Origin of the sequence: Actinomadura craniellae (assembly GCF_003289645.1) — a bacterium.
In the GTDB taxonomy this organism is placed as follows: Bacteria; Actinomycetota; Actinomycetes; order Streptosporangiales; family Streptosporangiaceae; genus Actinomadura_D; species Actinomadura_D craniellae.
On record NZ_QLYX01000013.1, the window covers coordinates 1 to 19,933 of the forward strand.

The 19,933-nt window shown below is 72.4% G+C and carries 15 protein-coding genes; 2 read left to right on the forward strand and 13 right to left on the reverse strand.

Annotation, left to right across the window (positions count from 1 at the left end; translation table 11 throughout):
* Positions 1–124: 124 nt before the first annotated feature.
* Positions 125–631, reverse strand: a complete 507-nt coding sequence (locus DPM19_RS24545; protein ID WP_111870383.1) for a Scr1 family TA system antitoxin-like transcriptional regulator — start codon at positions 629–631, stop codon at positions 125–127.
* Between the two features lie 236 nt (positions 632–867).
* On the opposite strand from DPM19_RS24545, the gene DPM19_RS24550 reads away from it, so the two are divergent.
* Positions 868–1,278, forward strand: a complete 411-nt coding sequence (locus DPM19_RS24550; protein ID WP_233510715.1) for an ATP-binding protein — start codon at positions 868–870, stop codon at positions 1,276–1,278.
* A 5-nt stretch (positions 1,279–1,283) separates the two neighbouring features.
* Complete coding sequence (locus tag DPM19_RS24555; RefSeq protein ID WP_111870384.1) at positions 1,284–1,871, forward strand: hypothetical protein; 588 nt, start codon at positions 1,284–1,286, stop codon at positions 1,869–1,871.
* 494 nt (positions 1,872–2,365) lie between these two features.
* On the opposite strand, the gene DPM19_RS24560 is transcribed toward DPM19_RS24555, so the two are convergent.
* The 12 genes from DPM19_RS24560 to treS all read right to left on the reverse strand — a co-directional run bounded on the left by DPM19_RS24560 (position 2,366) and on the right by treS (position 19,904).
* On the reverse strand, positions 2,366–6,994 hold the full coding sequence (locus DPM19_RS24560) for a hypothetical protein (protein ID WP_146778983.1): 4,629 nt from the start codon (positions 6,992–6,994) through the stop codon (positions 2,366–2,368).
* A 127-nt stretch (positions 6,995–7,121) separates the two neighbouring features.
* Entirely contained in the window at positions 7,122–7,931 is an 810-nt protein-coding gene (locus DPM19_RS24565; RefSeq protein ID WP_111870386.1) for a hypothetical protein, read from the reverse strand.
* A 117-nt stretch (positions 7,932–8,048) separates the two neighbouring features.
* Positions 8,049–8,432 (reverse strand): hypothetical protein, encoded by a 384-nt coding sequence (locus DPM19_RS24570; protein WP_111870387.1) that lies wholly within the window; start codon positions 8,430–8,432, stop codon positions 8,049–8,051.
* Positions 8,429–9,337 carry a glycosyltransferase family 2 protein gene (locus DPM19_RS24575; protein WP_111870593.1) on the reverse strand — a complete coding sequence of 303 codons (909 nt, stop codon included), beginning with the start codon at positions 9,335–9,337 and terminating at the stop codon, positions 8,429–8,431. The genes DPM19_RS24570 and DPM19_RS24575 overlap by 4 nt, the downstream gene beginning before the upstream one ends.
* 13 nt (positions 9,338–9,350) lie before the next feature.
* Positions 9,351–11,537, reverse strand: a complete 2,187-nt coding sequence (locus DPM19_RS24580; protein WP_111870388.1) for a hypothetical protein — start codon at positions 11,535–11,537, stop codon at positions 9,351–9,353.
* 2 nt (positions 11,538–11,539) lie between these two features.
* Positions 11,540–12,874 carry a lipopolysaccharide biosynthesis protein gene (locus DPM19_RS24585; RefSeq protein WP_111870389.1) on the reverse strand — a complete coding sequence of 445 codons (1,335 nt, stop codon included), beginning with the start codon at positions 12,872–12,874 and terminating at the stop codon, positions 11,540–11,542.
* Positions 12,871–13,638, reverse strand: coding sequence for a polysaccharide deacetylase family protein (locus DPM19_RS24590; RefSeq protein ID WP_233510717.1), 768 nt, complete (start codon positions 13,636–13,638; stop codon positions 12,871–12,873). The genes DPM19_RS24585 and DPM19_RS24590 overlap by 4 nt, the downstream gene beginning before the upstream one ends.
* Positions 13,635–14,642, reverse strand: coding sequence for a glycosyltransferase family 2 protein (locus tag DPM19_RS24595; RefSeq protein WP_111870390.1), 1,008 nt, complete (start codon positions 14,640–14,642; stop codon positions 13,635–13,637). Before DPM19_RS24595 ends, DPM19_RS24590 begins: the two co-directional genes overlap by 4 nt.
* Positions 14,639–15,709 (reverse strand): GNAT family N-acetyltransferase, encoded by a 1,071-nt coding sequence (locus DPM19_RS24600; RefSeq protein ID WP_111870391.1) that lies wholly within the window; start codon positions 15,707–15,709, stop codon positions 14,639–14,641. Before DPM19_RS24600 ends, DPM19_RS24595 begins: the two co-directional genes overlap by 4 nt.
* Positions 15,706–16,551 carry a glycosyltransferase family 2 protein gene (locus tag DPM19_RS24605; RefSeq protein ID WP_111870392.1) on the reverse strand — a complete coding sequence of 282 codons (846 nt, stop codon included), beginning with the start codon at positions 16,549–16,551 and terminating at the stop codon, positions 15,706–15,708. The genes DPM19_RS24600 and DPM19_RS24605 overlap by 4 nt, the downstream gene beginning before the upstream one ends.
* A 260-nt stretch (positions 16,552–16,811) precedes the next feature.
* Complete coding sequence (locus tag DPM19_RS24610; protein ID WP_111870393.1) at positions 16,812–18,176, reverse strand: maltokinase N-terminal cap-like domain-containing protein; 1,365 nt, start codon at positions 18,174–18,176, stop codon at positions 16,812–16,814.
* Between the two features lie 3 nt (positions 18,177–18,179).
* On the reverse strand, positions 18,180–19,904 hold the full coding sequence (gene treS, locus DPM19_RS24615; protein WP_111870595.1) for a maltose alpha-D-glucosyltransferase: 1,725 nt from the start codon (positions 19,902–19,904) through the stop codon (positions 18,180–18,182).
* Between the last annotated feature and the right edge of the window lie 29 nt (positions 19,905–19,933).

A 19,933-nucleotide genomic window follows, 5' to 3' on the forward strand; every position in this document is an offset into this window, starting at 1 on the left:
TATAATCCCTACAGGCGTCATTCCAGTATCGGGATGCACAGCCCCGTCACGTTCGAAGGGCTCAACCTGCCCTCAGACACCGCCGAGTGACCTCACCGCAGGTGTCCGTGCAACGGGGGGAACCTCAGGGTGGTCTGGTCCGGTCGAGGATTTTCTGTCGGTTCATCCGGAGGCCGACCCGGCGTTCGATTTCTGCCGGGTCACGTACCAGACCAGCCTTGATGATCTCGGCTGCATAGGCCGGGGTCTGGAGCAGGCCGGGGATGACCAGGGGCTCGAAGGTCCGGATCGAGGATGCCTCCGCCTCGAAGTCGATGTAGCTTCCGGAAAGGACGTCCTTGTAGGCGGTCCACCACCCCTGTTGGGCGGCATCGGCAGTGAGCTGGAAAAAGGCGTCGCGCCGACGTTCGTCGGGCATACCGTAGACCTCAAGCATGTCGCGGACGTCACGTGGGCTGGGAGCCGGGTAGCGCGGGTCCTCGATTCTGCTGATCTTGGATTTTGACCACCGGCCTCCCATGTTGCGCAGCTCCGTGGCGGCCTCCTCCGCCGTGAGCCCGGCTTCCTCCCGGAGGCGGTGCAGGAGCGTGGCGAGGCGGCGACGGCGCAGAGTCGGGCTGTAGCTGATCAAGTTGGGACTCTTCCTTCCTAAGCATGGCTGCGGCGATCGCCGCCAAAGAATCTTATGGGAGTTCTCTCGTGGGAGTTGCAAAATGGTCCTGGCTAGGGTGATGATTCCAACACAGAGCGCAGTGTGTCACTTGATCAGTGGCCATGCGGATCAAAGCCCCCATTCGCAGGAGTCATGCCGTGGACATGGACGATCAAGCCGCTCGGATCAGCCCACTGAGGTATGGAGCCCCATCTGTGCTTCAGGACGTCTCGGCGGTGATGCGCTGGCGGCGGACGTTTCCCGGGGTCGAGGTGCAGGCGCGGTGTGCGCGGGACTTCGCGAAGGTGCTGCTGGACGGGCGGCCGGTGCTGGGGGACGTGCTGGTGGTGGTGACCGAGTTGGTGGCCAACGCGATCCGGCATACCGCGTCCGGGGGTCCGGGCGGGGCCGTCGGTGTGGAGTTGCGGTGTTGCCGGCGGGGTGTGGCGGTCGCGGTCACCGATCAGGGTGGGCCGGGTGAGCCCGTGGCCCGGACGGTGGGGGAGACCCTGGACGCGCTCGCCGAGGGCGGGCGGGGGTTGCTCACGGTGGCGGCGTACGCCACCTGGTGGCGGTGGTGCGGCGGGGTGTCGGGCCGGACCGTGACCGCGTTCTTCGCGGAGTGAGGGCGATGCCGCCGCCCCCGGCCGAACTGCACGAGCGGATGCGGCTCACGCTGGAGCAGATGGCCGCCGCCGCGATGCGCGCCGACCCGGCGGGCGCCGAGACCGTCCTGGCGAACGTCCCGGCCGACCGGTACACCGCCCACCTGGTGCGGCACGCTCGGCGGAACCTCCTGGCGACCGCAGTGGCGCTGGGTGCCGTGCTGGAGGTCCACCGGTACGTGCCCGGCCCGCACCGGACCCCGGTCTGCCGCAGTTGCGGGACGTCCCGGGTGTGCCCCACCGTGCGCCGGATCGCCGAGGTGCTGGCCGCCTACCTGCCCGGACCCGTCGAACTCGACCGGGCCGAAGCCTGGCGCCGCGCCGAGAACGCCCTGGCCGCAAGCGGCGCGAGCGTGCTCGTCGGCATCCAGGAGATCCCCGGCGGCCACGTCGCCTGGCCCGCCCCCTGGCACTACCAGGCCCGGCAGCACCCCACCGGCCGCGAACACGTCCTCATCGTGGACAAACGCACCGGCCGCCTCACCCGCTGGCCCGCCCTCCCACTCGACCGCCTCGCCACCGAATACACCCGCAGCCGGGAGAACCGTGCCTGATCGATCAGGGATCAGCCGCCGGTCGTGTCCTCCCCCTTGAGACGGCAGCACGAACGCAAGCTTCGATCTCCCGAACAACTTCGACAACGGCATCAAGCACCTCCCCTTCACCTTCGACCGCCCCTGACGCCTCCTCTGGCACAGCCGCTCGTCCCCGCGAGGGCCGCGCCCGAACGGCGAGCGCGACGTGTAACTACAACTTTCTTTTAGTTTCATGTTCACGGCTGGCGTGAAACTAAAAGAAAGTTGTAGTTATGCGCTGCTAAGGGGTGTTTCGAAGTGGGCAGGGTGCTGTTGGCCCTGGTTCACTCGCGAAAGATCCGGCCACCCCGCCGACCTGATCAAAAGCCCGTCACCGGGCGCATACATCCTCAACGATCACGTCGGCAAGGGAGCGGGGCGGGCCCAGCCGTTGGCGGTACCGCAGGGGCTTGTGACCTCACTTCGAGACAGGCCCTAAGCCGAGTGTCATGGGTACTCGCGGTCACCGAAGGTCAGCGGCCGCGCCAGGTCTCGGTGAACATCTCGTGTAGCGGCTTGGGCGGTAGGAGGCGGGTGACGGGCGCGTTGACCTCCTTCTGCGAGTTCACGGCGGCCAGGTGCAGGTCGAGCTTGTAGGTCTCCAGCGGGAGGTGCGGGGCCTTCACCTCGGTCCAGCCGCTGGGGATGAACGTGGTGCGCCCGGCGCGCGGGCGCTTGTCCTGGACGACCGCCTCGCGTTCCAGCAGTTCGGCCTGGGCGGCCTTGTGCCGGGCCGCGGTCCAGCCGTTCCAGGTGCGGACGTTGCGGTCGGTGGGCCGGGCCAGCGTGAGCAGTTGCAGGTAGAGGGCGGCCGCGTCCCGGCTCGCCCGCAGCGCTTTGGCCACCTCGTCCACCAGGTCCGGGACGCTCAGCAGCGGGTTGGCCTCGTAGCCGCCGGGCGGTACCGGCGTGTTCGCGGCGCGCGCCACCATGCGCGCCAGGCCGCCGTTGTAGAGGACCTCGAACTGCCTGACCTGGCGCAGCAGGTCGGGCAGACCATGGTCGGCGCACAGCCGGGCGACCCGTTCCACCGCGCCCGGGTCGGCGAACCCGGCGGGCCGCAGGTACGGTGACTGCAGGTTGGACTGCCCGTCGACGACGAGCAGGCCGTCGTCGTAGGCCAGCGGCTCGCGGGCCCGGTCGTTGAACGGCTTGTCGGCGGGACGCACCGGGACGGTGCGGGGGCCGAACAGCGCACGCAGCTGTTCGTGACCGCTCCCGATCCGGACCAGGCCGAGCGGCAGGAAGAGGTCGGGGTTGTCGAGCCGGGCGCGCAGCCGGTCGTGCAGCTCGGGAACCCCCGCGATGGCCGGATGGCCGACCGGGCGCTGGGTGAGCGCCCAGATCAGCAGCGCGCCCAGCGAGGGGTAGAGCGTGCCGCGGTCACGGGTCCGGAGGTTGATCTCGCCGTCCTCGCCCGGCAGGTGCGTCTCCTGGCTGCCGTAGGTGTTCGCCACCAGGACGTGGCGGACGTCGCGGGTCGCCAGCCGCGAGGCCGCGGGATCGCCGAGCGCGGCGGCCCAGTCGGAGCCCAGCCCGAGATCCTTCTCCAGTTGCGTGGCCGTGGCCTCGTCGATGCCCGCCTGGGCGCCCAGCAGCCGCGCCCACTCGCCGGCCATGCGCTCGGCGGCGGCGACGAGACCGCCGCCGGCCCACAGCTCGGCGGGGTCGTCGGGCATCGCGGCGGCCAGCACCCGCAGCCGCCCGGCGACACCGAGCTCGCGGGACAGCGACTCGGCCTCGTCGGCGGCCTGCCCGGTGGCCTGGAACGGCTTGGCACGCAGCATCTTCTTGTGCGCCTCGTACCGGGTGACCAGGTCGCCGCCGAACTCGGCCTTCCTGGGCAGCCCGGCCAGGGCCAGCGCGGCCACGGCCCGCCGCACGCCGGTGCGGCGCGCGAACGCCTCGACCGCCGCCTCGCCGAACGGGACCGGCCCGCGTTCGTCCAGCAGTTCCAGCAGCCGCCGCAGCCGGGTCGAGTCGTCGCGGTCGACGGTGACCGTCTGCACGTCGTCGGCGCCGGGGGGCACGGGGGAGTCCGCGCGCTGGGCGAAGCGGTAGGAGCGGTCGGGGGCGAGGGAGCCGGCCGGGGAACCGGTCACGAGAGCATGCCCCGCCTCGCCCAGCGGCGCCAGGGCGGCGCCGGTGGCCGAGCCGACCCGCCAGGAGCCCGGCCGGGCGAACGGCTGCTCGGCCCAGGTGCGCAGCAGCGCGACGAGGGCCGCGCGGTCCTGGTCGGAGGTGGGGGCGGCCAGCAGCCGCCAGGCCACGGCGTCGATGCGGCCGAGCAGCACCGTCCAGTCCTCGGTGGCGGCGGGGCGGCTCAGCCACCGCACCCGGTCGTCGACGCCGCCGTCCAGGTACCGGCCGTCGGAGGCGACGGCGGTGACCAGGGCCGGTTGCGCCGTCGGCTGGTGCGGGACCTTGCCGAGGATCAACCCGCGCAGCGCGGCCAGCAGGTGCGCGTCAGGGGCCTCGGCGGGCGGCCGTACCAGCGCACCGGACCGGACCGTCGCCACCCGGCGGGAGAGGCGTTCGCGGCGCCGGAGCACCGCGGCGGCCTGTTCCACGAAGGCCGTCACGCCGTCGGCGACGCGCCGGTCGGTGACCTCGGGCAGCACGCGCGCCACGGCTTCCCGGACGCCCGTGGTGCCGTGCCGCGCGGCGTCCAGCAATTCCCGCACGGCCGCCGGGGTCGCCCGGCGCAGCGCGCGCGACGAGCCGGGGTCGCGGGGCCGCAGGAAGTGCCAGAACGCGGGCGGCGGGAACACCGTCCGGCCGTGCCGCGGGCGGACGCCCGCGAAGCCGCGCACCTCCCACAGCAGCGAGCCGTCCTCGGCGTCACGGCAGGACACCTCCAGGGACGTCTCACGGCCGGTTCCGGTGACGAGGTCGGGGCCGTCCGGCAGCCGGATGATCCCCCACGGGTCCCCGCCGTCCTTGGTGCGCGGCAGCCGGGCGCGCCGGCCGTCGACGCCCTCCAGGGTGTGGCTGCCGGGGTGGCGGCCGCGGTCGGTCTCGGGATGCGTGACACGGAACCCCGCCAGGCCCTCGGCCTGGCCCAGCGGCGACCCGGTCACGCCCTCCGGGAGCCGGGTCAGGGACAGCAGCTCATACGCCCAGGCCATGCCGTCGGGCGGCGGCGTGGCGAAGAACGCGGGCAGCGAGCGCGCCTCGCGCGTCTCGCCCGTCTTCGGATCCACCTCCTGCCAGCCCTCGTCCCGGGCGAGGCTTTCGGGGGCCGTCCACAGGCCGGTGCCGTCACCGAGCAGCTCGAACGGCTGCCAGCCGGGGCCGGACCGGTCCCCGGGCCGCAGGGCGCGCCGGCCGTCGTGGCGCCCGCCGCCGTCGGCGGTCTCCGGCTGGTGGCCGAGGAACGCACGGTACCGCCCGGACGCCGGGCTCATGCCCCAGAGGTCGTCGGACGCGAACACCGCCTGGGGTGCGCTGGCCCAGTACGCCTGGTCGGCGCGGGACTGGTCCTTCCCGGACCACCCGACCAGGAAGTCGCCGCCGACGTGGAACACCACGCGCATGGCCGCGTCCTCGGGCACCGAGAAGGCGCACTCGCCGCGCCTGCCCCGGTGGTCGACGGCGATCGCCCGGTCGGTGGAGAACAGCGTCAGCACGGGCCAGGTCGAGGTGACCCCCTCGATGTCGGCGCCCGTGGCGGTCAGCTCGGCCGCCGCCTCGTCCAGCGCGGGCCAGCCCAGCTCGTCCGGCAGGCCGGCGCGCAGCGTGCGCAGCAGCGGGCCCGTCAGGTCGAGCGGGTCGAGCGCCTCGTCGATGCCGTCCAGCGCCAGGGCGGTCGGCGTGTCCAGCAGGCCGTCCAGGGCGTCGACCGCCCGCTCCGCCGCGCCGAGGGCGCCGCCGGCGACGTGGCCGATCAGGTGCGTGACGCGTTCCCGGACGCTGTCGGCGATCTGCGGGGTGTCGGCGAGGTGGGTGATGGCCGTGCCGCTCGCGCTGGGGCCCCGCCGGGCGTGCACCGTGCCCTCCAGGCGCCGGCCCAGCACGGGATGGGCGGCCAGCGCCTTCAGGTCGCGGCGGGAGCGGTCGCCCCACAGGTCCAGCCGCACGTCCGGCCCCGGATCCTCCACCGTGATGCCCTCGGCCAGACAGGCGTCGACCAGGTCGGCGTCGAAGTTGGTGATCCGGTACCGGCTCTCGTGCAGCCGCACGGGGATGCCGGCGGCGCGCAGCCGCGGCGCCAGCCGCGGCAGCACCTCGTACAGCTCGTCCGGCAGCGAGCGTTGCATGGCGCCGCCGGACGCGCGCTGGTAGGAGTAGTGGTAGGTGTAGCGGCCGAGCCAGCGGGCCAGGCCGCCGTCCGGGGTCACCTTGCCGTCGGCCATCGCCGCGACGGTGCCGCTGGCCAGCAACAGCCGCAGGAACGCCGCGCCGTCGGTGTTGGTGGGCGGGAACAGATCCACCAGGGCCTGCCGCACCCCGTCGTCGACCGGGAATGTGGCGAACAGCTTGGCGGCGCCGTCCAGCAGCCCGTTCGGCACTTCGACGCCCTTGGCCCCGGCCAGCATTTCGGCCAGCACGCGTGCGACCTCGTCGTCGCCCAGACCTGCCGCCCTGGCGGACGCGCGCAGCCGCGTGTGCAGGTCGGCCGCCGGAGGCGCGCCGCTCGCGCTCCACGCCCGGACGAACCGCAGGAACTCCTCGTGCGCCCGCCCGGCGGGGAAGGCGCCCGCCAGCCACTGCTGGTGGGCGCGCAGTTCCTTGCCCGCCAGCGCCCCGGCCCGGGCGAACCGCAGCGCGTTCGCCAGGTGGTGGTCGGGGTCGATCGGCAGCCGGTGCTCGCGCTCGGCCTCGCGGGCCAGCCCGTAGGCGGTTCCGGCGGGCCGGGGGGTGCGCGTGGTGAGCCGCTGCCCGACGGTGTCCCAGAACCAGGGCAGATGCTCGGCGGGCAGCTGCCGGGCGTGCATCTTCATGTCGTCGATGAACCGCCCGGGCTTGCTGTAAGCGCGTCCGATTCCCTCGCGCACCTTGTCCAGGAGGCGCTCGGCGTCCTTCTCCCACTCCGGGGCGTGGACCCGCACCCAGTCGAGGTACAGCGCGGATGAGGAGGGATCGGCGGGAAGTGTCGACATGCGCACGATGATTGCAGCCGCCCCAGACAGCGACCGCCGTATCACCTCAATTTCGGCAAACCCGAATTCCGGTGGGTGCGCGCTGTGATCCGGCAGGTGAACGCGGCGGAACCCGCTTGCGGGTTCTTCACGGCGTCTCTTCGGGGCACCCGCCGTCAGGGGAGGCCGTGGTGCCGCGGCGCCCGTCGCCGTCGGGGTCCGGCAGGTCGTCGGGGGCGCCGCCGACGAGGACGACCAGGCGTTCCTTTCGGCGGTGCCAGCGGGTGGTGCGGCGGGCGGCTCGGGCCGCCTTCCGGGGGCGGGCGCGGTAGCGGCGGCGGGCCCAGGGGCTGGTGGACGCCGCCAGCCGGAACGCGCCCACCCAGCCGGCGGGTGGCAGGGCGACGCTCAGCAGCGCCAGCCAGGGCTTGCCCTTGTAGGCGGTGAGCAGGGTGAACGCCAGGTTCCCGCAGACCAGGGTGATCGCCGCCCAGCGGGCCGCGGCGTGGGTGCCTCGCAGGTCCTCGATGCCGAACGGGATCGCGCCCACCACCAGCATCCCGGTGATCAGCACCGCCACCACGACGGCGTCGATCGACGCCTGGCCCTCCCTGGTCCAGTAGACGTCCCGCAGTCGCAGCAGCAGGGCGAACTCGTCCAGCACCAGGCCGGCGCCGATCCCGAACAGCAGCGCCAGCGGCACCCGCCACTGCGCGGGCAGCGGCACGCCGAACTCGACGGCGCCCACCACCAGCATGATCAGCATTCCGAAGAACTCGTGGTGCAGGTGCACCCCGCCCGCCGAGACGTTCCCCGGCCACCAGCGCACCCGGGCGCGGATCATGCGGGTGCTCGTCCGGATGAAGCCGAAGCCGCCGACCAGCCCGAGCAGCAGCGCCACCGCGGCGTACCGCTCCGCCGGCACGTACACCGCGTCCATGCCCACGTCCCACTCCACGTTCCCGGACCTTCCCAGGTCGGCCGCCTTCGGTCGGCCGGGGCGTGAACTTTCGCCGGCACGGCGTGACCGCGTGGCGGATGCCCCACCGGGCCGCGCCGGGCAGGACCCCGCGGATCAGGAGCGGTAGATCCACTCCTCGCCGTCCTCGGAGCGCTTCGGCAGGGGGACGCCGTCATGCCGGGTGATCTTGGCGGGCTCCGGCTGCGGTTCGGGAGCCGGGGGAGCGGCCGGGCGGGACGGGGCGGCCGGGCGTGCCGAGCGCGGGTGCAGCACCCGGCCGGTCCCGGCCAGCAGCGCGCAGACCACGCCGGCCACGACCAGCCCGGCCCCGGGGGACCACAGGCCGAACGTCAGCATGGCCTGGGCGATCAGGGTGAGGATGCAGACCGCCGCGGCCGCGGAGACGATCGCCCGGCCCGCCGGGTCCATCCCCGGCAGCAGCAGGGAGAAGCACGCCGTCAGCACGACGAGCATCACCAGCAGGATCAGGAACGTCACAGCCCCCGCCCCATCCGGTCGAGCTGCCGCAGCACGAAGCGCGGGGGAACCCCGGTCGCCACCGCCAGCGCCAGCGCGGCCCGCGGGTCGTAGGGGCGGCGCAGCATGGTCCGGCCCGCCCAGCGCACCGCCGCCCCCCGGGCCCCGCTGACCGCCTCGGCGAACGCCACCTTGCCCGCCCAGTGCGCGTACCCCGCCCGGGGGAACGGGTAGCGGTCCAGCAGCCACCGCCCGGCCTCGGCGATGACCGGCCCGTTGTCGGCCGCGGAGAAGTAGGACTCCTTGTGCATCCGGATGGCCACCCCGATCGTCGGCAGGTTGCGCACCGGCGAGCTCGCCGCGGCACGCAGCAGGAACTCGTAGTCCTCGCCGTAGCTGCCCGGGATGTCCTCGCTGAACAGCCCGAACCCGTCGACCGCGGCGGAGCGCCGCAGCACGAACCCCGACGGGTGCAGCGCCGGCAGGTGCCCGTTGAGCAGGTTGGCCTCCGACACCCGGGTGGACGCCACCGCCCGGTCGAACCGGGTGTCCTCGGTGAACAGCCGCAGGCCGCAGCCCACCAGTTCGGTGGCGGGGTCGTCGAACAGCGGGACCTGGGCGTTCAGCTTGCCGGGCAGCCACAGGTCGGTGTCGTCGCAGAGCGCGACCAGTTCCGTCCGGGCCGCCAGGATCCCGGTGTTGCGGGCGCCCGCCGCCCCGGGTGTGCGGGAGTTGGCGATCGCCCGCACCCGGCGCCCCGGGCGGTCGAGGACCAGCCCCGGGTCGGGGGTGCTCTGGTCGAACACCACCAGCACGGTCAGGTCGCCGGTGTAGTCGTGGTCGAGGAGGGAGGCCAGGGTCTCGGCCAGCAGCGCGCTGCGGTTGCGGGTGGGGACCACGATGGTCACCGCGGGGGCATCGGACATCATTTCTCCACGATCAGCTGATGACGATGAAACGTTCGATGATCACCGCGAGCACGCCGACCAGCAGCGGGATCGTCAGGACCGTGAGCGGGCGCAGCCGGTGGTACTCGCCCGGCGCCAGCCGCAGCCGGCGCATCTCCCGGGCGACCAGCACGCCCAGCAGCACCGGGACGTACACCAGCCCGGCCGGCGTCCACGGGGTGGAGCCGATCAGCACCCCCTCGGGCGGCCGGACCGGCTGCGGTTCGGGCGAGTTCGGGGGCCGGCGCAGCGCGAACACCGCCGCGTCCGGGTGGGAGTAGACCGTCCGCAGCAGGGGGGAGGCGGCCATCGTCTTCCGCATCCGGTCGGCGTGGTTCCCGCCCAGCCCGCCGGTCAGCTCGTTGAACGCCTCGTGCCCGCGGGTGGTGATGAAGTAGCCGTGCGGCCCCACCGAGCGCATCGCCGCGACGATCGCGGCGATGTCGGTGGGGTTGTTCGTCGCCCGCACCGGCCGGTAGTCGAACCGCTCCATGCTCCGGTAACCCCAGGGCGCGACCGGGGTGATGCTCACCGACGGGTCGTCGGCGGTCAGCCACACCAGGGTGACGGTGCGCGGGGTCTGCCGCAGCACCGTGTCGTAGGCGCGGACCTCGGCCGGGCGGATCTGCTCGTACTTCTCGTTGCCGTACCGGACGACCATGAAGCCGCCGCACAGGAGGAACGCGAAGACCGTCGCCAGCGCCACCGCCGGCCAGTGCCGCCGCGGCCCCGCCCGCAGCCGGGCCAGCCGGATGCGCACCCGGGGGTCGCGCACCGCGGGCGTGTCGAACGGCTGCGGGAAGAACAGGTACGCGGCCAGCAGGCACGCCCCCGGCAGCATGAAGAAGTAGATCCGCAGCGCGATCTCGCCGCCGTAGTTCTGCAATCCGAAGGAGGTCACCGGCACCACGAACAGCACCAGCGCCACCCGGTCGTCGATGCCCCGGTGCCGGCGCCGCAGCAGCCCGAGCGCGGCCAGCCCGCAGACCAGCAGGAACAGCGCGATGCGCAGCTGCTGCACCTGGGTCACCTGCGGGTTGACCTCGTTGAGCCGCCCGGCCACGCTGCCGCCGACGTTCTCGGTGACCTTGCCCAGGCTGCCGAACAGCTCCTGCTTGCGGCCCGCCCAGTAGACGACGGTCATGAAACTGACCCACGCCACGAAGATCACCCCGCCCAGGATGGGCAGCCCCCGGGCCGAGCAGCGGCGCATGACGACCAGCCCGGCACAGGCGATGATCATCAGGAACGGGGTGAGCTGGTGGCTCACGGTGGCGACCAGCAGCAGGCCGGTGGCCAGGAACAGCAGGATGACGTGCTCGCGGTACCCGACCTCCCGGGGCGGCAGCTCGCCCGGGTCCTTGGAGCCGAAGATCGTGTTGTAGACGGCCCAGCGCGGCCCGGTGCGCTCCCGGGTCTCGGCGGTGCGGCGGCGGCCCTCCTGGAAGGTCCGGCGCCGGACGTCGTCCTGGTGCCGGAACCAGTTGACCAGGATCGCCACGAACAGCAGGTAGAGCAGGAACCCGAACGCCTGCGGGGCCAGGTAGTCCTGGCCCACCCAGTTGGCCACCACCAGCAGCCAGGCGGCGAACCACTTGGCCCGCCAGGTCGCCCGCATCACCCGCAGGATCAGGTAGTACGGCGCCAGGAAGGCCAGGTTCATCACCAGCGGCGCCCAGCGCAGCCAGGGCTCGATGTCCTGCTGGCCGGTCGCCTTCATCAGGAACGCGACCAGGGCGAAGAAGCCGGGCCAGCTGTACCGGGCGTCGAGCCCGGTGTCGACCGTCTGCGTCCGGGTGATGAACTCGATGAACCCGGCGTGCGTCCAGGCGGTGGGGAACCGGGCGTACGGCTCCACCACCTGGGTGATGCCGTGCAGCGCGAACACCGCCAGCACCAGTTGCGCGAGCAGCAGCAGCCGGTGCGGCCGGCTCATCGCCAGCGTCATCATGTAGGCGGCGATCAGGACCACCAGCCCGGCCAGCGTGGCCGGCGGCAGGATGGAGATCAGGCCGTACCCGTTCATCGCGTCGAGGTCCAGCCCGCGCAGCGGTGCCCAGTACAGCGCCAGGCCGAGGGCCACCAGCAGGCCCACCAGCACCACCGGCCGGCTGCGGGCCGCGGTGGGTGTCGCGGAGGGAGGCGCGGACTCGGCGTCCGGCGCTTCGCGGACCGTCACGATCAAGACATACCCCGGCCTGCGTCGTCAGCGGAAGAGGGAATCCGGGCCGCCCGCAGCAATGCGGGCAGCACGGCGAGTGCGACCGCGCTCTGCACGGCCAGCACGGACCAGCCCACGGCGGCCAGATGATCGCTGTCGAGGAAGAGCAGGATCAGGATGAGCACGCCGAGGAACCGGACGGCCTGCAACAGCGCCACCACATGGGTGCGTGACTGCACCCGCAGCACCCCGATGTACAGCTCGATCAGCGCCTTGGGCAGCGTGGCCAGGGCGAGCAACTGGAGCACCGGCCCGCCCTGGTCGGCGTAGGCGGGCCCGAAGATCTGCAGTACGTACGGGGCGATCAGCACCAGTACCAGCGTCGCCGGCACCGCCAGCATGACGGTCCGCCGCAGCGCGGCCCGGCAGGTCTCGGCCAGCCGGGTGGTGTCGAACGCCCCCTCGACGGTCAGCGACATCGCCATGTTCAGGGCGAACAGCTCCAGCATGAGCCCGAGGATCCAGGCCATCGCGAAGCTGGCGTTGGCGGTGTCGCTGACCCGGACGGCGACGACCACCGGGATGAAGTTGAACGCCGCGTGCGAGAACATCGTGCCGACGTAGTCGCCGGCCAGGTAGCGCCTGATCTCCCGGCCGGTCGGGGTGCGGTGCATGCCGTCGGTGCGCCGCACGTGCTCCGGGATCAGCCGTTTGAAGATCAGCAGGTCACCGGGGATGATCGCGATGAGCACCGGGATCATGGTGGCCAGCACGATGCCGTCGGCGGGCATGATCACCAGGGTCCCGGCCAGCAGCGCGAACTTGGCGGCGCCGTAGGCGGTGTTCTTGACCGGCACCCAGCCGGCCCGGCGCAGCCCGGTGAACACCCCGTCCTGCTGGGTGAAGACGTTCCAAGCGGCGATGAACACCAGGAACAGCAGCCCCGGGACGGGCCCGTCCAGGTGCGCGTAGTTGGGCCCCCACCAGTCGAGGGTGAACAGGAAGCCGGTGCCCAGCACGACCGCCGCCACCGAGCCCACCGCGTAGGTGCGCAGCACCAGCGACGCGGTCGAGCGGCCCGACTGCGGGATGAACCGCAGCAGCATGTAGTTGAGGATGGTCAGGCCGCCGATGAACATGATGGCGTTGATCTCGGCGGTGTTGCGGCCGATGACGTCCTGCGGGTACAGCCGGGTGGCGACCGCCCAGAAGCCCAGCCCCAGCACCCCGGTCAGCCCGCCGTTGATCATCAGGGCGTAGGCGTTGCGGAACAGCGGGTTGTCCAGTTCGCCGCGCAGCGACGCGAACCGGCGGGCGGCCGCCGACGGCGGCGCGGGGGCGGTCTTCCCGGTCATCGGCTGGTCACCCGTCCGGCGGCGTAGCGGGACCGCCGGACCACGGCGTATCCCTTGGTGAGCATCCGGTCCCTGAGGTAGGTGCGGGTCACCGACCGGCCCTCGACGACCCGGGCGAACGTCTCCGGCGAGGTCGTCGCGCGCACCGTCAGCCGCGGTACGGCCAGCGGGTCGCGCCGCGCACCGGCCAGTGCGTTGGCCACCGCGCAGGCCGCGGTGTACCCGGCCCGCCGGGCGGCCCGGCGCACCCGCGCGCTGGAGTACCCGTACGGGTAGGCCAGGGTGGCGACCTCGCGGCCCAGCCGGTCCTCCAGCAGACCCTTGCTCCGGGTCAGCTCCTCGCGCAGCGCGGCGTCGCGCAACTGGTCGAGCTGCGGGTGGCTGTGGCTGTGGCCGCCGATCTCGATGCCGCTCGCCGCGGCCTCGCGGACCTGCCCCCAGGAGAGCATCCGGTCCAGCGGCCGGCCCGCGGCGTCGGCCCCGGCGTCGGCCAGCCAGCCGGTGGTCACGAAGACGGTGGCCGGGAAACCCCGCCCGGCCAGCACCGGCAGCGCGTGGTCGTGGAAGTCCGCGTAGCCGTCGTCGAAGGTGATCACGATCGGTTTGCGGGCGGGCGTGTCCAGCGCCGAGAACGGGACGGGGGTGAAGCCCCGCTCGGCGAGCAGCGCCATCTGGTCGGCGAACGCCTCCGGATGCACCGCCAGATCAGCGGTCCCGGCCGGCGGCCGGGCGTGGATCGAGTGGTACATCAGCACGGGGATCACCGGGCGGCCCTCGCGGTCCGGGCGCCGGCGGTGCTGCCGATGCCGTACCCCCAGGCGGTCCAGGCCAGCCCGACGGTGATCGCGGCGGCCCGGCCGGCGCCGGCCAGATCGCCGCGCAGGGTGGCGCCCAGCCCCCGCAGCGCGCCCAGCGGCAGGGTCTTCAGCGCGTGCGCACGCTCGCTGGCCAGCCCGTCCTGGGCGCCCACGCTCCGGGTGACCAGGGCCTTCGACAGCCCTTCCGCGTAGCAGCGCTCCCGGAAGTAGGCGAACCGGGCGCGCTCGACCGGCACCCGGTGCCAGATGATCGCCTGGTCGTCGTACAGCAGCTCCGCCGCCGGCCTGCGCTGCCGCAGCCGGATGCAGAACTCGGTCTCCTCGCAGCCGAGGGGACGCTTGTGGAAGGTGCGGCCGATGCCGCTGCTGAACCCGCCGGCGACGGCGAACACCTCGCGCCGGAACGACGCGTTGCCGCCCATCACGTTGCGCACCGGGCCGGGCTTCAGGCCCCGGTAGGTGCAGCCGACCGTCCAGTCGAACTCCTCGGGGAACCAGCGCGGCCGGCGGCCGGTCGAGGCGGGCACCGGCGCGGAGACCAGCTCGGCCGAGGTGGTCGAGCCGGGCCACAGCGGCAGCGTCAGCCCGCCGACCCCGGCGACCGCCGGGTCGTCGTAGCCGGCGGCGAAGGCGGCCAGCCAGCCGGGGGCGGCCACCGCGTCGTCGTCGAGGAAGGCCACCACCTCGCCGCGGGCCACCGCGACACCGGTGTTCTTGCCGCCGGACAGCCCCCGGTCCTCCCGGTTGGCGACCACCACCACGTCCGGCAGCGAGTCGGCCAGCCGGGCCTGCAGCGCCGGGTTGTGGTCGACGACGAGGACGATCTCGTGCGGGGCGTGCGTCTGCGCCCGGACCGAGGCCACCGCGGCGTGGATGTCGTCCCAGCGCCGGTCGGTGTAGGCGCAGATCACCACGCTGATCGTCACCGGGTGCAGCGGCGTCACGTTCATGATCGGGCTCCGCGCAGCCGGGCGTACGTCTTGAGCACCCGGTCGGCGCGCGCGTACAGCTTCGGGTTCTTCAGGACCGCGTCGCGGGCCTTGTTGAGCGGGGTGGTGCGCGCCCAGTGCAGCCCGGCGCCCAGCGAAGGCCGGGCCACCCGGCCCTCGGCGATCGGGATCTCGCGGCTCTTCAGCCCTTCCTTGAACTCCTTGCCGCCCCGGCCCATGAAGATCTCGGTGATCCCGTCCGCCGCGCAGCCCGCGGCCAGCCGCAGGTGCCCGATCATGCCGGGGGAGTACTTGCCGAACCGCGGGTCGTAGGCGGGGAACCAGCCGGCCATCACGCCGCCGTTGCGCAGCCCGAGGTGCGCCGACACCGGTTCGTCCCCCGCGTACAGCACGCTCAGCACGCCGAAGCCGGTGCGGTGGAAGTGCTCGACCAGCGTGACGATCCAGGGGCGGGCGAACCGGTCGGTGCGGCCGGTGCGGGTGTACTGGTCGGACTTCCAGTCCATCAGCCGGCGCAGGTCGGCGGGGTCGGCGGAGGAGAACTCGTACCGCAACTCGCCCACCTCCCGGCCGAGCTTGCGCTCCTTGTAGCGGATCGTCTTGTGCGTCTTGGGCGCGGCCCGGCGCGCCTCTTCCAGGTAGACGTCGAAACCGGGGCTCAGGTCGATGATCGGCTCGACCCGGCGCACCGTGTGGTAGGGACGGAACGTGGGCTGGTGGGCGAGCACGTGGTCGAAGTCCCACACGGACAGCCCGCAGCCCTTCAGCAGCGTCCGCGCGTTCAAGCCGAGGGTGGGCGGGGCGATGACGCCCTGCAGGTCGGTCAGGCCGAACCCGACGGGGTGGCCGACGCCGAGCGGCCCCCGCTCGAAGGGCAGAAAGGCGATGATGTCACTGCCGTCCTCCACCACACCCACCCGGACGGCGGGACGCACCCGGCCGACTCCCAGCGTGAACTCCGGCGCCAGGAACGGGTTCGCCAGGGCCGGGTCGGTCGCCTGGATGGCCCGCCATCGTTCGATCTCGGCGGCGCCCAGGTCGTCCGGCCGGATCGCCGTGACCTTCATTCCGCGCCCCGCGAATCGGTGCCGAGCGTGGTGAAGCGCCGGCCGGAGGGGGTCCGGGCGGGCTCGCGGTCCAGTGGCCCGGCGAAGCGCAGCCGCACCATGGTCCGCAGCACCCGCCAGCCGTCGCGGAAGGTGTTGAGGTTGGACTCGCCGAACCGGCGCTCGGTCTCGTGGCTGGCGACCTCGGCGATGCGCAGCCCCGCACGGACGGCGTTGACGCACATCTCGGTCTCGATCTCGAAGCCGGTGGACTCCAGCCGCAGCCGGTCGACCGCGCTGCGGCGCACCGCCACGTAGCCGTAGCACAGGTCGGACCAGTGCTGGCGGTACAGCAGGTTGGCGAGCCGGGTGAGGAGGGAGTTGCCCAGCCGGCGCAGCCCCGTCAGGTCGTCGGAGCCGCCGCCGCAGCCGTACCGGGTGCCCTTCACGAAGTCGAACCCGCGGCAGATCAGCGCCAGGAAGGCGTCGAACTCGGCGGGGTCCATGCTGCCGTCCGCGTCGAGCATGATGATCACGTCGGAGGTCGCCGCGGCCATCCCCGTCCGCATGGCGGTGCCCTTCCCCGTGGGCGGTTCGACGATGATCCGGGCGTCGGGGCGGAGCAGCCGGGCGATTTCCACGGTGCCGTCGGTGGACTCCCCGTCCACGATGACGATCTCGTCCACGGCGGTCAGTCGCGGCAGCAGCCAGCGCAGGTTGTCGGCTTCGTTAAGGGTCGGAATCATTGCCGTCACCGTCGGCCACTGGGTGCGGCGCCGGGACAGGTCCAATCGGTGGCGGTGGAGTGCGGGAGTGGTCCTCGCGCCGCTGGTGGCACGCACTAGCGGATCAGGAGTGTGCATGGGAGCCCCCGTGGGACGTTGTTGGCTTGACCACTTAGATGTCGGGTCGTCTCATGATGTTTTGGTGAATGTGCGGGAGCACTCCCTAAGGTGACGCAGGGGTTACTACGCACCTGGTACCGCTCCAGCAGGTTAGAGCGCCATCACCGGCCCGGCGACCGGGCGGCACGGCCCGGTCACGCGGAGTCGGCGTCTCCGGGTGGCCGGATCCGGCCACCCGTCCCCCGGACGCCCATCGGGTTACCTGCGGGTATGCAGTCTCATGCCGTCAGTCGGGCCAGCGAGCCGAGCGGGACGTGCAGCCAGTCCGGGCGGTTGTGCGCCTCGTACAGCACCTCGTACACGGCCTTGTCGAACTCGAAGGCACGGGTGAGCGCGCGGTGCGCGGCCGGATCCGGCCCGCCCGCCGCGGCGTACCCCCGGGAGAAGGCCGACCGGTTGAGGTCGGCCCACTCGTGCGCCCGTGCCTCCAGCCCGCTGTCCTCGTCGTCGTACCCGGGCAGCAGGAACCGCGCGGCGTACTCGAAGGAACGCAGCATCCCGGCGACGTCCCGCAGCGGGTGGCCGCGGTTGCGCCGCTCGGCCAGCGGCCGGGCCGGCTCGCCCTCGAAGTCGAGCAGCACCCAGTCGGCGCCGGGCCGGCTGCTGGTGCGCATCACCTGGCCCAGGTGGTAGTCGCCGTGCAGCCGCTGCACCGGCATCGGCTCGGCCCGTTTCGCCAGGTCGTCGAAGGCCGCGCCGATCCGTTCCCCGTACGGCTTCAGCGCCGGCACCACCGCGCACGCCTCGGCGAGCTGGTCGTGCATCCGCTCGGCCATCTCCCGCACCTCGCCCACCGGCAGTTCGGCCACCCCGAAGGCCGCCGCCAGGTCGTTGTGGACGGAGGCGGTGGCCGCGCCGAGCCGCTCGGCCTCGGCGGAGAAGTCACCGCCGGCCTGGTCGGCGGGCAGTTCCGCGGACCCGTACAGGTCGCGGACGCTGGTGGTGGCCAGCTGCCAGCCGTCGGTGGCGGCCCGCAGGAACTCCGACAACATCGCCAGCGTGGTCGTCTCACCGGCCAGCTCCATCTCGATCCAGCCATGCAGCTGCGGGACGTGCGAGCAGCCCGCCTCCGCCAGCCCCCGGTTCAGCTCCAGGTCCGGATTCAGCCCGGGGCTGATCCGCCGGAACAGCTTGCAGACGTAGGTCTCGCCGTAGATCAGCGAGGTGTTGCTCTGCTCGGCGGGGCTGGCCAGGCTGTCGAGGTCCGTCTCGATCTCCGACCCGGGGGAGTGGCGGAAGGCCAGCGGCCCGGACCGGGCCTCCTCGGCGAGCCGGCGCAGCAGCACCCGGGTGAGTTCGGGGTCGTGCACCGCGTCGTAGGAGAACGGCCCCTCGTCACCGATCCCGGCGTACTCCAGCCGGCGCGGCAGCTCCGACCGCGTGCCCAGGAGCATCTGGTAGTGGTCGACGACGTCGCCCTGGCGGACGGCGAGTATCAGGTGCCGCAGCCCCGGGTCGCCGATCACCAGTTCGGTGTCCGACACGATCGTGACATCGCCGATCTCGCGGCCCTTCCCGGCGTACCAGCGCTGCTGGGGGAGCCATCGGGCCAGCGACTCTTCGAGTCGTTCGGGCGCCCGCACGGGTCACTTCACCTCTTCTCCACGGGGGGCGGTCGGCGGGGCGGGGGGCAACAGGAACCAGTAGAAACCGTGCCCCGGCAGGGTCAGCAGGTACGGCAGCTCTCCGACCGCCGGGAACCGCACGCCGCCCATGCACTCGATCGGGGTGGAGCCCTGGAACCGTCGCAGGTCCAGCTCCACCGGCTGCGGGAAACGCGAGAGGTTGTTGACGCACAGCACCCGGTCGTCGCCGTACTCCCGGACGAACGCCAGCACGCTGGGGTTGGACGCCGACAGCTCCACGTAGGAACCCAGGCCGAAGACCGGATGCCGCTTGCGGATCTCGATCATCTTGCGGGTCCAGTGCAGCAGCGAGCCCGGGTTGTTCTGCTGCGCCTCCACGTTGATGGCCTGGTACCCGTAGATCGGGTCCATGATCACCGGTAGGTAGAGCCGGCCGGGGTCGCAGCCGGAGAAGCCCGCGTTGCGGTCGGGCGTCCACTGCATCGGGGTACGCACCCCGTCCCGGTCGCCCAGCCAGATGTTGTCGCCCATGCCGATCTCGTCGCCGTAGTAGAGGACGGGCGAGCCGGGCAGCGACAGCAGCAGCGCGGTGAACAGCTCCATCTGGTTGCGGTCGTTGTCGAGCAGCGGGGCGAGCCGCCGGCGGATGCCCACGTTGGCCTTCATCCGCGGGTCCTTGGCATACTCGGTGTACATGTAGTCGCGCTCTTCGTCGGTCACCATTTCGAGCGTGAGCTCGTCGTGGTTGCGCAGGAAGATGCCCCACTGGCAGTTCTCGGGGATCTTCGGCGTCTGGGCCATGATCTCCGAGATCGGGTAGCGCTGCTCCCGCCGGACCGCCATGAAGATGCGCGGCATCACCGGGAAGTGGAACGCCATGTGGCACTCGTCGCCGCCGGTGGCCGGGTCGCCGAAGTACTCCACCACGTCGGCCGGCCACTGGTTGGCCTCGGCCAGCAGCACCCGGTCGGGGTAGAGCCGGTCGACCTCGGCCCGCACCCGCTTGAGGTAGGAGTGCGTCTCGGGCAGGTTCTCGCAGTTGGTGCCCTCCCGCGCGTACAGGTACGGCACCGCGTCCAGCCGGAACCCGTCGATGCCCAGGTCCAGCCAGAACCGCAGCACCTCCAGCATGGCGTCCTGCACGGCCGGGTTGTCGTAGTTGAGGTCGGGCTGGTGGGAGAAGAACCGGTGCCAGTAGTACTGGCCGCGCACCGGGTCGTAGGTCCAGTTCGACGATTCGGTGTCGACGAAGATGATCCGCGCGTCCGGGTAGCCCTCGTCGGTGTCGGCCCACATGTAGAAGTCGCCGAAGGGCCCCTCGGGGTCCGACCGCGACGCCTGGAACCAGGCGTGCTGGTCGCTGGTGTGGTTCATGACCAGGTCGGCGATGACCCGGATGCCCCGGGCGTGCGCCTGGTCGATCAGCTCCACGAAGTCGCCGAGGTCGCCGAACTCCGGCAGGATCCGGGTGTAGTCGCTGATGTCGTACCCGCCGTCGCGCAGCGGCGACTCGTAGATCGGCAGCAGCCACAGGCAGTCGATGCCCAGCCACTGCAGATAGTCGAGCTGCGCGATCAGGCCGCGGAAGTCGCCTGTACCGTTCCCGTCGGAGTCGCGGAACCCGCGGATCAGCACCTCGTAGAAGACGGCCCGCTTGTACCAGTACGGGTCGCCGGGCGTGTCCTGGTTGAAGGTGTCGGGTACCGGCTCGACCAGCGGAGGCATGGCCTCGATCGGCGGTTCGGCCGGTGGGT

Excerpts from the sequence above, each read along its gene's own strand:
- DPM19_RS24555 (WP_111870384.1), top strand. The coding sequence starts at position 1,284 with ATGCCGCCGCCCCCGGCCGAACTGCACGAGCGGATGCGGCTCACGCTG.
- DPM19_RS24560 (WP_146778983.1), bottom strand. The coding sequence starts at position 6,994 with ATGTCGACACTTCCCGCCGATCCCTCCTCATCCGCGCTGTACCTCGAC.
- DPM19_RS24575 (WP_111870593.1), bottom strand. The coding sequence starts at position 9,337 with ATGTCCGATGCCCCCGCGGTGACCATCGTGGTCCCCACCCGCAACCGC.
- DPM19_RS24585 (WP_111870389.1), bottom strand. The coding sequence starts at position 12,874 with ATGACCGGGAAGACCGCCCCCGCGCCGCCGTCGGCGGCCGCCCGCCGG.
- DPM19_RS24595 (WP_111870390.1), bottom strand. The coding sequence starts at position 14,642 with ATGAACGTGACGCCGCTGCACCCGGTGACGATCAGCGTGGTGATCTGC.
- DPM19_RS24600 (WP_111870391.1), bottom strand. The coding sequence starts at position 15,709 with ATGAAGGTCACGGCGATCCGGCCGGACGACCTGGGCGCCGCCGAGATC.
- DPM19_RS24605 (WP_111870392.1), bottom strand. The coding sequence starts at position 16,551 with ATGCACACTCCTGATCCGCTAGTGCGTGCCACCAGCGGCGCGAGGACC.
- treS (WP_111870595.1), bottom strand. The coding sequence starts at position 19,904 with ATGCCTCCGCTGGTCGAGCCGGTACCCGACACCTTCAACCAGGACACG.